At 72.1% G+C, this 15,186-nt stretch carries 11 protein-coding genes; 3 read left to right on the top strand and 8 right to left on the bottom strand.

All coding sequences use genetic code 11. The features are described from left to right. Positions 1 to 68 precede the first annotated feature (68 nt). Positions 69 to 1,769 carry a SpoIID/LytB domain-containing protein gene (locus tag AW27_RS04695; RefSeq protein ID WP_304949827.1) on the top strand — a complete coding sequence of 567 codons (1,701 nt, stop codon included), beginning with the start codon at positions 69 to 71 and terminating at the stop codon, positions 1,767 to 1,769. Between the two features lie 89 nt (positions 1,770 to 1,858). Here the strand turns inward: AW27_RS04695 and AW27_RS04690 are convergent, their stop codons facing one another. The 5 genes from AW27_RS04690 to AW27_RS04670 all read right to left on the bottom strand — a co-directional run bounded on the left by AW27_RS04690 (position 1,859) and on the right by AW27_RS04670 (position 8,592). After that, complete coding sequence (locus AW27_RS04690; RefSeq protein ID WP_037916109.1) at positions 1,859 to 3,220, bottom strand: carotenoid oxygenase family protein; 1,362 nt, start codon at positions 3,218 to 3,220, stop codon at positions 1,859 to 1,861. A 408-nt stretch (positions 3,221 to 3,628) separates the two neighbouring features. After that, complete coding sequence (locus AW27_RS04685; protein ID WP_078555807.1) at positions 3,629 to 5,629, bottom strand: DnaA/Hda family protein; 2,001 nt, start codon at positions 5,627 to 5,629, stop codon at positions 3,629 to 3,631. 114 nt (positions 5,630 to 5,743) lie between these two features. Then, on the bottom strand, positions 5,744 to 6,136 hold the full coding sequence (locus AW27_RS04680; protein WP_037916112.1) for a nuclear transport factor 2 family protein: 393 nt from the start codon (positions 6,134 to 6,136) through the stop codon (positions 5,744 to 5,746). 159 nt (positions 6,137 to 6,295) lie between these two features. After that, positions 6,296 to 7,537 carry a cytochrome P450, cyclodipeptide synthase-associated gene (locus tag AW27_RS04675; protein WP_037916115.1) on the bottom strand — a complete coding sequence of 414 codons (1,242 nt, stop codon included), beginning with the start codon at positions 7,535 to 7,537 and terminating at the stop codon, positions 6,296 to 6,298. A gap of 251 nt (positions 7,538 to 7,788) precedes the next feature. Next, the gene (locus AW27_RS04670) at positions 7,789 to 8,592 is read right to left on the bottom strand and encodes a helix-turn-helix domain-containing protein (RefSeq protein ID WP_078555809.1); all 804 of its coding nucleotides are present in this window, start codon (positions 8,590 to 8,592) and stop codon (positions 7,789 to 7,791) included. A gap of 400 nt (positions 8,593 to 8,992) precedes the next feature. On the opposite strand from AW27_RS04670, the gene AW27_RS04665 reads away from it, so the two are divergent. Both AW27_RS04665 and AW27_RS04660 read left to right on the top strand, forming a co-directional pair. After that, on the top strand, positions 8,993 to 10,405 hold the full coding sequence (locus tag AW27_RS04665; RefSeq protein ID WP_037916118.1) for a phenylacetate--CoA ligase family protein: 1,413 nt from the start codon (positions 8,993 to 8,995) through the stop codon (positions 10,403 to 10,405). Then, entirely contained in the window at positions 10,402 to 11,313 is a 912-nt protein-coding gene (locus tag AW27_RS04660) for a hypothetical protein (RefSeq protein ID WP_037916121.1), read from the top strand. The genes AW27_RS04665 and AW27_RS04660 overlap by 4 nt, the downstream gene beginning before the upstream one ends. 35 nt (positions 11,314 to 11,348) lie before the next feature. On the opposite strand, the gene AW27_RS04655 is transcribed toward AW27_RS04660, so the two are convergent. From AW27_RS04655 to AW27_RS04645, 3 genes are read right to left on the bottom strand one after another with little or no spacing between them, the layout of a single operon-like run. Next, a complete protein-coding gene (locus AW27_RS04655; RefSeq protein ID WP_037917991.1) occupies positions 11,349 to 12,461 on the bottom strand; it encodes a substrate-binding domain-containing protein in 1,113 nt (370 codons plus the stop codon). Positions 12,462 to 12,514: 53 nt separating this feature from the next. Beyond that, positions 12,515 to 13,537: an ABC transporter permease gene (locus AW27_RS04650; protein ID WP_052030043.1), complete on the bottom strand. Its 1,023-nt coding sequence runs from the start codon at positions 13,535 to 13,537 to the stop codon at positions 12,515 to 12,517. Then, positions 13,534 to 15,117, bottom strand: coding sequence for a sugar ABC transporter ATP-binding protein (locus AW27_RS04645; protein ID WP_037916124.1), 1,584 nt, complete (start codon positions 15,115 to 15,117; stop codon positions 13,534 to 13,536). Before AW27_RS04645 ends, AW27_RS04650 begins: the two co-directional genes overlap by 4 nt. Positions 15,118 to 15,186: the final 69 nt, after the last annotated feature.

The raw sequence follows: 15,186 nt of genomic DNA, 5'->3' as shown, positions 1-15,186 counted from the left end.
ACCCATCAACAGCCACCGAGCCGGACCGGTCCTGCCGGCCGGTGCGGTCCACCGACAAGGAATCGGAATTGTCTGTCATCCGTGGTCCACGTCTGACGCTCAGCGGCGTCATGGCGGTGGCGGCCCTGAGCTTCGCTATGGCGGGGCCGGCAATCGCCTCCCCGCAGCCGAACGCGACGAGCCAGCCGCAGCCCATCAGCGGCCAGATCGCACCGTCGGCCCTCCTGTCCACTCCCCGGGTCGCAGCGGCTCCGGCGGCAGCGAGCGGCAGCTGTGGCGGCTACTCGTCCGACTCGACACCACCTGCCAGCATCCGGGTGCTGCGATACGCGCAGCACACCAGCGTCGGCGCGCCGGTCCCGGGTACCGAGATCGGCGTGGTCAACGTGCCGTTCCAGGAGTATGTGAAGGACGTTCTGCCCAGTGAATGGGTCACCTCCTGGCAGGCCGCCTCGCTGCAGGCCGGTGCGATGGCGGTGAAGACCTACGCGTGGTACTGGGTCAACAACTGGCGTGGCGGGTCGTACGGCGGCACCTGCTACAACGTCGACGACTCGATCAACTATCAGCGCTACATACCCGGAAGCTCCACCACCGTCACCAACTCGGCCGTTCAGTCGACCTGGACCTCGGTGATGACCAAGAACGGCTCGGTCTTCCAAGCCTCGTACCAGGCGACGCTCACCGGAAGCACGTCCGAAGCCTGCGGAACGGGACTGTCCAGGTACCCGAATACGCTCAGCCAGTGGGGCTCGCAGAACTGCGCCCTCGCCGGCCGCTCTTGGCAATCGATCCTGGGTGCCTACTACCTTGGACTATCGATCGCCACGTCGGCTGGCGGCGTGACGTCTCCGGTGTCGATGGACGCCGGTGCGACGCATGTGGCGTTCGTGGATGGTAGTGGGAGTGTTGCGAACGATTGGGTGAGCAATGGTGCTTGGCAGGGTCCTGCGGGCATCGGTGGTAGGGCTCGCGCGGATTCGCCGGTGGTTTTGAATGCGAATGCCGACCATGCGTTCTTCATTGATGCCGATGGCAACGTGATGAACGACTGGGTGAGTAACGGGGTGTGGCAGGGTCCTTCCGCGATCGGTGGGAAGGCGCGGCCGGGTTCGCCGATCGCGACCAATGCGGCGGGCACGTTGGTGGCGTTCGTCGATGTGAATGGTGATGTGGTGAACGACTGGGTGGCTGACGGTGCTTGGCATGGCCCGTCGGGGCTGGGCGGTAAGGCGCGTGGGGATTCGCCGTTGGCGTTCAATGCGGCCGGTGATCACGTCTTCTTCATCGATGCGAATGGCAATGTGGTGAATGACTGGGTGAGTAATGGTGTTTGGCAGGGTCCGTCGGGGATCGGTGGTAAGGCTCGGGCCGGTTCCGGGCTTGCTACTGACGCGGCTGGTACGCATGTGGCGTTCGTGGATGCCAGTGGGAATCTGGTCAATGACTGGGTGAGCGATGGTGCTTGGTATGGCCCGTCGGGTATGGGTGGTCAGCCGCGTGGGGATTCGCCGTTGGCGTTCAATGCGGCCGGTGATCACGTCTTCTTCGTCGATACGAATGGCAATGTGGCGAATGACTGGGTGAGTAATGGTGCTTGGCAGGGTCCGTCGGGGATCGGTGGTAAGGCTCGGGCCGGTTCCGGGCTTGCTACTGACGCGGCCGGTACGCATGTGGCGTTCGTCGATGCCAATGGCAGTCTCGCCAATGACTGGGTGAGCAATGGTGCCTGGCAAGGGCCCTCCGGCCTGGGCGGCACCAGCCGCTGACCCCCACCCGGCACCCACCTCGGATGAGAACGCATTTCAGGGGCCGTTCCAGAGCGATCTGGCACGGCCCCTGAGCGCCGTGCGCGGTGTCAGGACGCGTGGTGAGGGGTGTCGGGGATCCAGGAGCCGTGGAGGCCCGCGGTGACGCGGTGGGGGAGGTGGACGGTCGCGACGGTGCCCAAGCCGGTGGCATCGAGCACCAGGAGCTGCGAGGCGTCCTGCTTGATGTCGGAGACGACGGTGAGGAGGTAGCCGTCGTCCTCGTTGGTGGCGCCCGCGGCGGGGACGAAGACCGCTTCGGCGGGGAGGCGGGCATCGCCGACCTGGTGAATGCGGCGGGCGCCGGTGGTGCGGTCGTACTTGACCAGCCCGTAGCCGCCCAGGCCGTTCTCGTCGGGGAAGGCGACGGCGTACTGGTAGCGGTTCTCGACGCCCAGGTAGTCCTCGTTGAGCGTGGGGAACTCGATGGGGAGGTCGTCGATGATGCGCTCGTCGACGGTGCCGGCGGCCATGTCGATGGTCCAACGGCGGGTGTAGGAGCGGGAGACGGGTTCGCTGCCGCGGCCGGGGGCACCGGTCCACCAGTTCCAGGAGAGGCGGAAGCCCTCGCGGTCGACGGTGGGGCCCTCCAGGACGATGCGGCCCTGGCCGTCTTCGTAGGCGTTGGAGACGTGGAGCATGTTGCCCGGCTCGATGGAGTACCAGCGGATGTGTCGGTGTCCGTCGGTGCCGCGGGGCATCACGCCGATCCGGGAGGGCTGCCGGTCGCTCCAGCCGTAGGGGATGCCGGAGTGTTCGGCGGGGTCGAAGGTGACGTTGCCCTCGATGAAGACGACATGGCGCCGGGTGAGGGCGAAGTCGTGCTTGAGGGAGGCGGTGGCTCCGGGTACCTCGGCGGTGTGGACGAGGGCGCCCTCGGCATCGGCGACGTGATAGGTGAGGTACGGGGGGAAGGGGGACGAGGCGAAGAAGTGGAGTTCCCCGGTGACCGGGTCCTCCTTGGGGTGGGCGGTCATGGCGGTGCGGAGCTTGCCGTCGAAGTCGTAGGCGCCGATGGTGCCGAGTTCCCCGTCGAGTTCGAAGGGGAGATTGGCCTCGCACAGGGCGAGGAGCCGGCCGGCGTGCTCGATGATGTGGGTGCCGGCGGCGCTGGCGGTGAGGTCGGGGCCCTTCTCGGTCATGTAGGGGGCGCCGTCGAGGGCGGGGGTGTGGACCCAACGGTTGCGGTACCACTCGGCGCGGCCGTCCCGCAGGCGGATGCCGTGGACCATGCCGCTGCCCTTGAACCAGTGGGTGGGGGTGACACCGGGCTTGGGGTTGTGGCTGTTGCGCAGCAGCCGCCCGGACAACTCCGGCGGCAGGGTGCCCTCGACCGTGAGACCGGTGGCCGTGACCTCCTCCGCGACAGGAGTGAAGTGGCCGGTCAGATAAGGCGGGTTCACAGTGGTCATGACGCGATCTCTTTCCTGGGGGCGAGTGGGGCGAGTGGGGCGGCAGCCGTCGTCCCGGCCCGGCTGCGCCGGGCGGGTGAGGAGGTGCGCGGGACCGGCCGCGGCCGGCGGTCGGCCGGCGCGTCCGGCTGCGTGCCGCGTTCGTGGTACACAGCCTCGCGTCGGCCGGTGTCCACCCTCCAGCCCCGGCCGGGACGAGGCGTGTCCACTGCTGTCCGTACCTGTCCACCCCGTCCTGCCGGACCTCCCCCGTGCTGTGGCCGCAAAGGTGTGCCGGCTCGCGGCCCCCGGTGCGGCGCAGCGCACGGCGGAGGATCCCACCCCGTCCTCGGCGTCCTCGCGCGGTCCGACAACGCGGCGAGGTGCCGTGCCGGGGCCGTGAGGCGGTGAACCCTTCCGGGCACAGCGCTAGCGCGGGCCCTGCAGCTCCCGTTGCCACAGGGCTTCGCAGAGCAGGTCCAGGCCCTGGCGCAGATGGCGGCGGTAGGTGCCGTACGGCAGCCCCAGGCGGCGGGCCGCGCCCTCCTGGGTCGGGACACCGGAGAGGTACCCGGCGGTGAGGGCCTCGCGGGCGCGCACCCCGCGCGGGTCACCGGCCAGGTCGTCGACGGCCTGCCGCAGCAGCGTGCGCAGCTCCTCCACGGGATCGTCGAGGTCGGCCGCGAGCCGCGTGCGCATCAGGACGCAGGCGGCGAAGGCCTTCGGGTCGCGCCAGTGCGCCAGCGCCTCGCGCACGGCCTGGTCGAAAGCGGTGCGCGAGACGGCCGACGGCGCGGCCGGGGCCGGTGCGTGGGGGGTCGATATGAAGCGCAGGAGCCACGTCTCCACGGGGACCTCGCGCCAGTCGACGCCGAACAGCCCGTAGGTGTGCTCGCCGACCCGGGGGCGCTCCCCGGTGTCGCGCAGGGTGCCCTCGACCCGTTCGGCCCAGGTTTCGGCGTCCTGGAAGACGGCGAAGCCGAAGGCTCGGCCGCGGGCCCGGGCGGCCTCCGCCTGGGCCCGGGAGCTGCTCAGATCGATGACGCGGGACGGTACCTGGTAGCGCTCGGGATAGACCGAGAAGCGGCTGATCCCGATGTGCTCGCCGGGGCTCACCGGTGCCGTGGCGTCGGTGTGGCGCCACGCGGCCGCGACCACGGGGTCGGTGGCGAGGTCCTCCGGGTCTGGCGGGGCCGGCAGGGCCAGCCGGGCCGTGAAGGCGACGATCCGGCCCGTGTCCACGAGGCGGTAGACGCTGAAGGCCTGCGGCTGGCGCCGCACCCAGTAGCGCACCAGTTCCGCCGAGGCAGGCCCCTCGGTCTCCTCGGCCATCCGCAGGACGACGTCCACGTCGTCCGGGTGCAGCGGACGGTCGTGCAGCTCCTCGTCGCGGGACCAGGTGCGCAGCCGGGAGAGGGTCTCGCCCTCCCGGAAGAGGTAGAAGAGCTCGTCGGTGACGGTCCACACCCGCTCCTCGGGCGCTTCCCGCAGCAGGCGCAGGTATTCGTCCGCCAGGCGCCCCCGAATCGCCTCGAAGGCGTTGGGGGCGCGCCAGCGCAGGTCGGCGGCGAGCGTCTCGCGGGCGGCGTCGTGCGGGTGGAGTCCCCGGTGCGTGGACTCCATGAACGGCAGGTCCCTGAGCCAGGAGAACAGCAGGTGGGCGTCCTCGTCGGGCAGTACGGAGGACAACAGTTCCTCGGACGTCGAGTGGGCCTGCGCCGCCACCTCCAGGGCGCGGCGGTGGGCGGCGGTGGGGACCTCGCCGATCAGTCCCGCCAGCAGGGTGCGCAGGACGTCCGCCGACGGCGCCCAGATCTCCTCCCGGGCGCAGCCCGCCGACCCCGCCGCGGCGGCGAGGGACAGGGCGAGCGGGTTGCCGCCGGCGAAGCGCAGCACCCGGTCGTGCAGTTCCGGCCGGATCCGTGCCGCGACCAGCAGGCTGCCGGCCTGCTCCTCGGTGAACGGCTCCAGTTCGGTCACGTGCAGGAGCCGGGACCAGGCCGGGTCGGCCGTCCACTGGGGCTGCGGAGCGCGCCGTCCGGCGAGGACGACCAGGGTGTCGTCCGCGGCGCGGGGCAGGAAGTGGTGCCACAGCCAGCTCTCCAGCCACTGGCAGTGGTCGAAGGAGTCCACGAACAGGACCGTGCCCGGTACGTCGAGGAACGGCCCGGCGGCGTGCTCGAAGTCGCCCGGGTCCCGGCTGACGAAGCGTCCGTCGAGTTCGACGAGCAGCCGGCCCGCCGCGCGCGCGTGGTCGGCCAGCCGCCTGAGCAGCGTGGACTTCCCGATGCCGCCCGGCCCGCACACGTAGAACGCGAACGGGGCCTGCGCATCACCGGCCAACGCCCGGCCGAAGAGGTCGAGTTCCTCGTCCCGGCCGATGAAGGCCCGCACTCGGGCCCGGCTGAGTCTTTCCCCTACGGACACCATGGTCGTTTCCCTCTCCTTGCTCCACACCGGCGCTCTGCGTGCCCACACCAGGGAGAGCGCTCTCTTCCGTTCCGGTTTCCCCCGTCGGAGCCCCTGACGGAGCTCCCGTTCAGCTCACTTGACGCTGCCGAGGTTGCCGTCGTCGGGGTGCCCGGTCACCAGGAGGGTGGTCTCCTCGACGCACTGGAACCGGCCGTCGGGGGCCAAGCGGGCGAAGAGGTAGACCTCGGTGCGGGAGGTGCGTCCGTTGTGCTGGGTCAGGGTGACGGTGTGGCGGTCGGCATAACGGGGGCCGTCGCGGAGTTCGTCGTGGACCTCGATCCCACCGCTGAGCACCAGGGTGCGCAGGCGCGCGATGTGCTGGACGAAGGAGGCGCGGTCGCTCCACACGCCGTCGGTGCGCTGGCGGTAGTCGGGGGTGAAGTGCCGGTCGACGGCTTCGTCGAGGTCGAGACCCGGCGTGAACAGCAGGTCGTTGAGGGCTCTGGTGATGTCGGTCGGTCTCATCGTCGTCTCCGCTTGGGGGATGGGGCAACGGGCTTTCGGGGCCGGGAGTACGGTGGCTGCCGGTCCCGGCCGGAACCGCCCGGCCGGTGCCACGGCCGCGGCGGTCCACCGGGTCGCGGCGCCCCGGCGAACCCTGCCGGTCACCGCACTAGACGGCCGTCAGTCGCGGCGGGTTCCACTTCCCCGCACGGGAGTGAAGTCCAGCGACAGGGAGGCCGGTCCCCGGGTGTACAGGCCCGTCTCCCGGTAGCGGAACCCGGGGCTGTAGCGGACCTCGTCCAGCAGGGGCAGGAGCATCGCGGCGACGGTCTCGATCTCGGCACGCGCGAAGGCCGCGCCGACGCACTGGTGGAGCCCGTTCCCGAACGCCAGGTGCTGGGCGGCCGCGGTGAACGACCGGGCCGTACCCAGGTCCGCGCGGTGGATGTCGAAGGAGTCCGGGTCGGCGAACGCGTCCGGATCGCGGTTGGCCGCGCCGATCATGCAGAAGACGGTGGCGCCCGCCGGGACGGTGGTCCCCGCGAACACGGCGTCCTGCGCCGTCTGTCGGGGGATGAGCTGGACGGGCGGGGTCAGGCGCAGGGTCTCCGCGATCGCCGCGGCGAGCAGTTCCGGGTCCCGGCGGACCTGCGCCATCTGCTCGGGGTGGTCGATCAGGTGCTTGAAGAGCAGGGCGATGGTCTTGTCCGCGGGTTCCGCGGCTGCGACCAGCACGTTGATGATCAGCGCGGTGACGTCGCGATCGCTCATGGTGATGCCGTCGAACTCCGCGGTGCACAGCTTCGATATCAGGTCCCGGCCGGGCCGGCGGCGCCGCTGCCGGATGACCGGGGCGAGGTGGGCCTCCAGTCGCTCCGCGCAGTCCAGGCAGTGCCGTCGGCGCTCCGGGGTCAGGGCCAGGCCGGTGACGAACTCGGCGACCCCGCTGTGCCAGCGGGCCACCTGCTGCCAGTCGGCCCTGTCCAGGCCGAGGACGTCCAGGGCGACGTGCACGGCGAAGGGCTTGCCGAAGTCGCCGACCAGGTCGATCCGGCCCTGCGGGAGGAACGGGGCGATGAGTTCGGCGGCGTTGGCGCGGATGGCGCGTATCTGGTCCTGGAGGGCGGAGCCGGTGAACGCGCGCACGACGATCTTCCGCTTCGCCGTGTGCTCCGCGCCGGTCATCTGGGCGAGGACCCGCCCGCGCATCACGGGCTCGGCGCGTACCTGGAGCATCTCGGTGGTGAACGCCTCCTGGTCGGTCAGCACCCGCTTCACGTCCTGGTGACGGGAGAGGAAGTAGCCGTCGATCGTCGGCTCGTAGTGCACCGGGACCCGCTCCCTGAGGTGCGCGAAGAAGCGTTCGGGTGCGGCGTCGAACGCGTCGGACAGCACGCTGAAGGGCGGGATCGCCAGGGGCATGTTCGGACTGCCTCTCGAAGGTGCTCGTGGTGCGGTGCGGTGCGGTGGGGGCGGGGTGACGGGCGCGCCCGGACATCCGACCACGGCCCGTTCTTCGCATGGGAATTCGACGGATGGTACCCATGTCGCACGAACGGCCGGTCACCCCGGTCCCGGTGCGCCTCGACCCGCGCCGGGCCGGCAGACGCGGGCGGAGGGGCGTGCCGGACGCGCCGGCGCCGCCCCGCCCCTCCGCCGGACGGGCCCTGTACCTAGTGCCGTTGCGCCATCACGGCGTGCCGGGAGGCCCGGCCGGCCGGACCCTGCGCGGACTCCCCCTCGCGGCGCGGCCGCGCCGCGGGCGCCCGCAGCCGGGACAGGTTCGTGCTCACCCTCGCCGCCGCACGGACCACGGCCTCGCCCAGAAGCGCGATCTGTTTGCCGTCCAGTGCCGACGCCGCCACGGCGGCCACCACGTGCCCGGTGTCGGAGAACACCGGAGCCGCCACGCACGACAGCGCGCTCACGCACTGCCCGTACTGGAAGGCCATGCCCTGTTCCCTGACCCGTACCGCCTCCCGTGACCACGCGGCCCGCGACCACCCCGGCGGCGGGCCCGCCTCCCGGGCCGACGCCGTCAGGACCAGCTCGGCCGCGCTCCCCGGCGGCAGAACCGCGCCGGGATGCAGCGCGAACGCCTCGTCCACCTCGCTGCGCGTGCTCCCGACCACGAGGGCGTTGCCCGCCTCGGGGACCGACAGGCTGACCCCGAGCCTGCCACCGCCGACCGCGGCGAGTTCACGCAGGGGCCGCGCCGACGCAGCCCGCAGTGCCCGCGCCGGATGCCACGCCTGCCCCAGCCGGAACGTCCTCGGCCCCAGCCGATAGCGGCCCGAGACGCTCTGCACCGCGCCGAGCGCGACCAACTGCCCGAGCAGCCGGTGCGCCGTGGCCTTCGGCAGTTCGGCGTCCGCCGCCAGTTTGGTCAGACCTACCTCGTCGCCGTGCGCGAGCACTTCCATGAGCGCGAACGCGCCCTCCAGTACACCCCGCCCCTCAGTGCCGGATCTGGCCATGAGCGGAACCCCCTTTCGTACGGACGACATCGGTCGGATGGTGTCCGTAACTCCCCGTTCGTCCCGGCTCATCAGCAGGAACGGTGGTACCGCCCTCCGCTTTCGCCGGTCCGTTGAACGGACCCGATCATTGCCCGCAACACCGCGATCGCGCCAGGGTGTTGTCACCCAGGGACGGGCGGAACGACCCCTCAAGGGGCCCGGGAAGCGCGTCCACCAGGAGCGACAAAAGGAGGATCCGATGAGCGCGATCAAGACCAGCGCCAAGCAGTTCAAGTACGTCATGGGTGCCATGACGGCCGTCTTCTTCGGTTCTTGCTCTTCCAGCTGACGCAGATGCGGGGGGTGGGGGCGGCGCGCCGCCCCCACCCCTCTTCTTCACGCCTGAGAGGAGGCACGAGTGCTGGAGACCGGTGTCCGGCAGGTCCGGGTCGCGATGGCCATGGTGTTCGGCCGGAAGCTGAACGTACGGGCCGTGGAGCGTCTGGTCGCCGACGCCCTCGCCACGCTGGAGGAGTTCGGTTCCCTCGGCGACGACGTCGACGAACTGGCGGACGGCCCGTTCGCCGACCCGGACGAGCGGCGCGACCTGCAGAACCGCGCGCTCCAGCGGACCGTGCGCCGACTGGCCGAGCGCTCGCCCTTCTACCGGGAGCGGCTCGCCGGCATCGACCTCGGCGCACTGACCACCGAGACGCTCACCCGGATCCCGGTGACCCGCAAGGCCGACCTGATCGAGCGCCCGGCGGACTTCCTGTGCAGCGCGCCCTACCTGGCCACCCAGACGACCGGCACCACCGGCCGTCCCGTGCAGATATGGCTCTCCCGCTACGAGATGGAGCTATGGCCCGCGCTGATCGCCCTGTCCGTGGTGCTGCGCGGCGACATTCGCCCCGGCGACCGGATGCAGATCAACCTCAGCTCCCGGGCGACGGCGGCCGTACAGGAGGACGTCGAGGTCTGCCGGCTCGTCGGAGCCTCCTGCCACGTGGTCGGCCAGGTACCGCCCGAGGAGTCCGTCGAGCACCTGCTCGGCGGCAGCGGCCCCCGCCCCACCCTGCTCACCGGCAACCCCAGCTACCTGGCCCGGATGCTCACAGCGGCCCGCCGACGCGGATACGGGCCGGACGACTTCGGTCTGCGGGCGATCTACGCGGGCGGCGAGATCGTCTCGCCCGCCTTCGTGAACGCCCTGCGCGAGACCTTCGGCGCCGAGACCATCGGCGACAACTTCGGCATGACCGAACTCCTGCCGGTCGGCGGCCGCACCTGCAGCCGGCGCCACCTCCACATCGACCCCAACATGGGCTACACCGAGGTACTCGGCCTGGACACGGGCGAGCCCGTCGGCCCGGGACAGCTCGGCGAACTGACCGTCACGCCGTACTACCCCTACCGGGAGTGCATGCCCGTGCTGCGGTACAACACCGGTGACGTGGTGCGCACCCTGGAGGGCGAACCGGACTGCGAACTGGCCGCCGTGCCCGCCGTCTCGCAGATCCTCGGCAAGGCGGGCACCCTGCTGCGCACCGCCGAGGCGGTCGTCACGCCGCGCGACGTGGTGGAGGCCCTGGACGGCACCCCGGGCATGCCGTGGCCGCTGCGCCACCGGGCCGAGGTCGGGGCCGACGGCCGCCTCCACGTGGAGGTCGCCTCGCGGACCGCGACGAAGGGCGAGGTGGCCGGGCGGCTGCTGGCCCGCGGCATCGAGGCACGCGTCACCGTCCTGCCGCTGGACGACGAGGAGGCCGCACGCCGCTTCCCCCTCCGCTGCGACCTGGCGGAGCACACCTTCACCCGGAGCCACGCATGACGGTCTTCTTCCAGCTCGCGGTCACCGCGGCCCTCGCCCTCGCGGTCGTCACCGGCGCCATCGCGTACTTCCGCTCCGTCCGCACCGCGAGGCCGCCCGTCGGCGTCTTCAACGGCCGGGACATCTTCATGATGATGGGCTTCGTCCTCGCGCTGCCCTACGTCTACCTCGCGCTGCCGGGCGGCGTCCTGCCCTGCGTGCTCGCCCTGGTCTTCGCCGGCGGACTGTCCGTCGGCTACCAGCCGATCATCGGCAACGGCCGGCTGCGCTGGGCGCTGATCGTCCTGCTGATCGCGAGCGTGCTCGTCGCCCACCTGTCCTTCGGCGAGACCGCGCCGCCGTACTGGGTGGCCAACAGCGCCGTCGTCGGCCTGGTCGTCGTCTCCGCCACGAACATCAACGTCCAGGGCGGCATGCGGTTGAAGAACGTGGCGTGGTTCCTGCTCGCCCTCGCTGCCTACGACGCCTTCTTCGCCTGGGTCGTCCCGCTGACCCAGGAGCTCGCCGATGCCGTCCAGGGCTACCCGTACGCGCCGGCCGCGGGCCTGCGCATCGGTGAGGACTTCGGTGCCGTCATCGGCATGGGCGACCTGCTGGCCTACGCCCTGTTCACCACCACCGCCTACAAGGCGTACGGGAAGCGGGGGCTGCGGGCCGGGGCCGCACTCGTGGTGCTCTTCGGCGCGGTGGCGCCGGTGGCCGCCCTGCACCTGATCGCGGCGGCCACCGGCGACGACCCCGGCATCGTCCCCGCCCAGGTGTTCTTCGGCCCGGCGGCCTTCGTCGCCTACCAGGTCCTGCGGCGCCGAGGACCGGAGCGCCGGATGGCCGACCTCGCCTTCGGCCGGGAGCGCGCGGACGCCCCGCGGCGGACCCCGGTACGCGCCGGAGCCCGCCCCGCGGCCTGAGCGGGCGGGCGGCGCGACGGCCGCGCGGCCGCGGACTACCCGCGCCAGATCTTCTCGTACGCCTCCCGGTAGCCCCGGGGGTCCCAGGACGTGGCGCCGCCGCTGTTGTCGGCCGTGACGACGTGGACGGGGGCGACGTAGCCGCTGGCGGGCCGGCCCGCGAAGGCGCGGTTGAACTCGTCGACGATCTGCCAGCCCTGCTGCGTCAGCGGCTCCGGAACGGTGGCGGCCTGGTACTGCCGGCCGTTGATGCGCTGGAAGGCGGACGGATCGCCGTCGCCGGCGCCGATGTTGGCGGGCGGACCGCCGCCGGGCTTCCCGGCGGCCCGCAGGGCCGGGGCGGCGTCGGCGAAGTAGAGGTCGTTGATGGCGACCGAGTGGGTCCACTTCTTCCCGAAGCGGGACAGGAGGGAGGAGACCTCCTGCGGGGTGCGCCGGCTCGCGTCCGGGATCGGGATGTTCTCGTACGCCAGGAGTTCCACGCCGGGGCAGTCGGCCAGACGCTGCCGGATCAGGTCGGCCTTCGTCCGGGCGAACGGGATCGAGTCGTCGGTGAAGAGGACGGCGCCGGCCCTGCCGTCGGAGTGGGCGATGATCCAGTCCGCACTGATCCTCGCCACGTCCCGCACCTCCGTGGTGATGTTGGTGAACAGTGGCGGGTTCGTGCTCGGGCCCGGAGAGTCCACTGCGTGCCAGCCCACGAGCGGGATGCCCGCTGCCTCGGCGCGCGCCACCTGACGGGAGGTCGGACGGGGGTCGAACCCGCCGATGACGATGCCCGACGGCTTGAGGGTGACGGCCTGGCTCAGCGCCGCCTGGATGCCGGCCGGGCTGCCCTGCCCGTCGATCACCCGGACCTGCCAGCCGATGGCCCCGGCGGCCTCCTGGAGGCCCCGCGCGACGCCCGCGACGCCCGGATTGGTCATGGTCTGCGCCACGTAGACGATGCTCTTGCCGGGGACCGCGGCAGGGCCGGACGTGGGGCCGGTCCACGCGCTGTCGGTCCTCTCGGCCTCGCGGACACCGGTCCGAGCCTGCTGGGCGACGGCCGGGCAGCCCGCGGCCGAGGGGCCGGTGGTGCCGGGCCGGCCGCCGCCGCATCCGGCGACGGCCGCGGTGACCAGGGCTGCGGCGGCGAGAAGGGCCATGCGGTGGTTGGGGTACACGGTGCTCCTGATGCTCGGTGCGCTGCGAGGTGGTCTCAGGGGGTGTCCTGCCGGCCGTGCCGGGCCCGCGCGGCCCCGCCGGTCGTGGTGGCGCCGCTGCGCAGCCGGCGGCGGGCGGAATAGCCGGCCAGGCCGACCGCGATGAGCAGGGTGGCGCCGTTGAACAGCGGGGTCGCCCAGAACTGCGCGCCGAGCTGGCCGATCCCGGCGAGTCCCACGGCGAGGACGGTCACGGCGACGAGCGTCCCCAGGGCGTTGGCGCGGCCCGGTGTGATCGCGGTAGAGCCGAGCAGGGCGCCGACGAAGGCGGGCAGCAGGTAGTCCAGGCCGACGCTCGGGTTGCCGATCTGCTGCTGGGCCGCGAGGAGGACCCCGGCGAAACCGGTGATCAGGCCGGAGGTGGCGAAGGCGACGACGGAGTAGCGGTGCGTGGGGATGCCGAGGATCGCGGCTGCCCTGGGGTTGGAGCCGATGACGTACAGGTACCGGCCGAGCGGGAGCCGTTCCAGCAGCACCCAGAGGACGGCGACGAGCGCGAGCACGTAGAAGGCGGGGAGCGGCAGCCCGAGGAACGTGGAGTCGTACAGGGCGGTGAAGGCGGCCGGGAGGCCTTCGGGGCCCGGCACGATGCGGCTCCCGCCGGTGATCCAGCCGGTGGCCGCGTACATGATGCTCCCGGTGCCCAGGGTGGCGATGAGGGAGTCGATGCGCGCGAACTCGACGATGATCCCGTTCACGACGCCGGCCAGCGCCCCGCCCACGACGACCGTGAGGCAGGCGAGCTGCCAGGGCCAGTGTTCGTCGACGATCAGGTGCAACACCATGACGTGCGCCAGCCCCAGGCCGTAGCCGATGGACAGGTCGAACCGGCCGGCCGCGATCGGGACCGTCACTCCGAGCGCGAGGATGGCGGGGATCGACTGGTTGGACAGGATCGAGGAGACGTTGTCCCGTGTCGGGAAGGTGGCCGGCAGGACGAGGGAGAAGACCAGGAAGAGCAGGACCGTCAGGGTCAGCAGTCCGTAGGTGCCGATGAAGTGGGCGCGACGGAGGCTCACCGGTCCGTGCCGTTTCCGGTGACCGCGGGCAGGTCGGAGGCGGTGCGCGTGAGTTCGGTGACGTTCAGGGTGCCGCCCGCCAGCTCGGCCACCACCCGGCCGCGGCCGAAGACCAGCGCGCGGTGGCAGAGGTCGGCGACCTCCTCGGCGTCGGTGGAGACGAGCAGGACCGCGAGGCCGGCCGCGGCGGCCTCGCCGAGAATTCGGTGGATCGCCGCTTTCGCCCCGACGTCCACGCTGGCGGTCGGCTCCTCCAGGATCAGCAGGCGAAGGCTCCCCCGCAGCCAGCGGCCGACCACCACCTTCTGCTGGTTGCCGCCGGACAGGGTGGCGAGGGGCACCTCGCTGTCGCGGGGGCGCACCGAGAACCGTTCGATGAGGGCACGGGCCTCCGCTCGCTCGCGTCGCGGGCCGGTCCAGCGCCACCACGGCACACCGGCGGCCCGCGGGTTGGCCAGGAAGTTCTCCCGGACGCTCAGCTCGGCTGCGCAGCCTTCCTCCTGACGGTTTCCCGCCACGAAGCCGACACCGGAGCGGAGGGCCGCGGCGACCGTGTGCGGCCGGTACGGGCGGCCGTCGAGCAGCGCCCGGCCGCCGAGGAGCGGAAGCACGCCGGCGAGGGCGCGGCCCAGGTGCATGTGGCCGGCACCGGTCAGGCCCACCATGCCCAGGATCTCCCCTTCCCGCAGGTCGAGGGTGACGGGCCCGGTACGGGCGGTGGAGACGCGGTCGAGGCGCAGGACGGCCGGGCGTGGGTCGGCGGCGGGGGCCGCGCGTGCCGGTGCGGCGCCCGCCGCGGCCAGGGGTGCGCGGCGGGCCGGCTCGGGGCCCACGATGTCGCGTACCAGGCGCGCCGGGGAGTACGGGGCGAGCGGCCCGTGGCTGACGAGGCGGCCGTCGCGCAGGACGGCGAAGGTGTCGGCGACCTCGTACACCTCGTCGAGCCGGTGGCTGACGTACAGGACGCCGTGCCCGCGGTCGCGCAGGGTGTGCAGGACGCCGAAGAGTCGGGCGCAGTCGGCCGTGGGGAGGGTGGCGGTCGGCTCGTCGAGGACGACCAGCCGGGCCCGTCCGGCCAGCGCACGGGCGATGGCCACGAGGGAGCGCTCGGCCGGGGCGAGGTCGGCGATCGGGGCCTCGGCGTTCAGGTGGCCGGCCACGATCCCCAGGGCCTCGTCGCAGCGCTCCCGCGCCCGCCGCCATGAGATCAGCCCGTGGCGCAGGGGGTAGCCGGTGCCCAGGGCGACGTTCTCGGCGACGGTCATCCACTCCACGAGACCCAGGTCCTGGTGGATGAAGGACATGTGGCGCAGGGCGGCCTCGGAGGGGACTGGGTGTCCGGCCACCGTCACCTCGCCCGCGTCCGCGTGGTGGACCCCGGCGAGCACCTTGATGAGGGTGGACTTTCCGGCCCCGTTGGGCCCGAGCAGGGCGAGGACGCTGCCGCTGTGGAGGTCGAGGTCGACCGAGTCCAGGGCGAGGGTGCCGCCGAACCGCTTCGAGAGACCGCGCACCCGGACAAGGGGTTCGCCGCCGGGCCGCGAGGGCGGGCTCATCGAGGTGACGGGAGTGTCATGCACGGACTTCTCCGGGGCCGCCTGGGGAGGTCTTGCTGTGATGCGGAACAGTCAGGATGCTACGTGGCTATT

Source organism: Streptomyces sp. PCS3-D2 (assembly GCF_000612545.2).
GTDB lineage: Bacteria > Actinomycetota > Actinomycetes > Streptomycetales > Streptomycetaceae > Streptomyces.
Note: the sequence above shows the minus strand (reverse complement) of the source record. Positions and strands in the feature narration are given on the sequence as shown.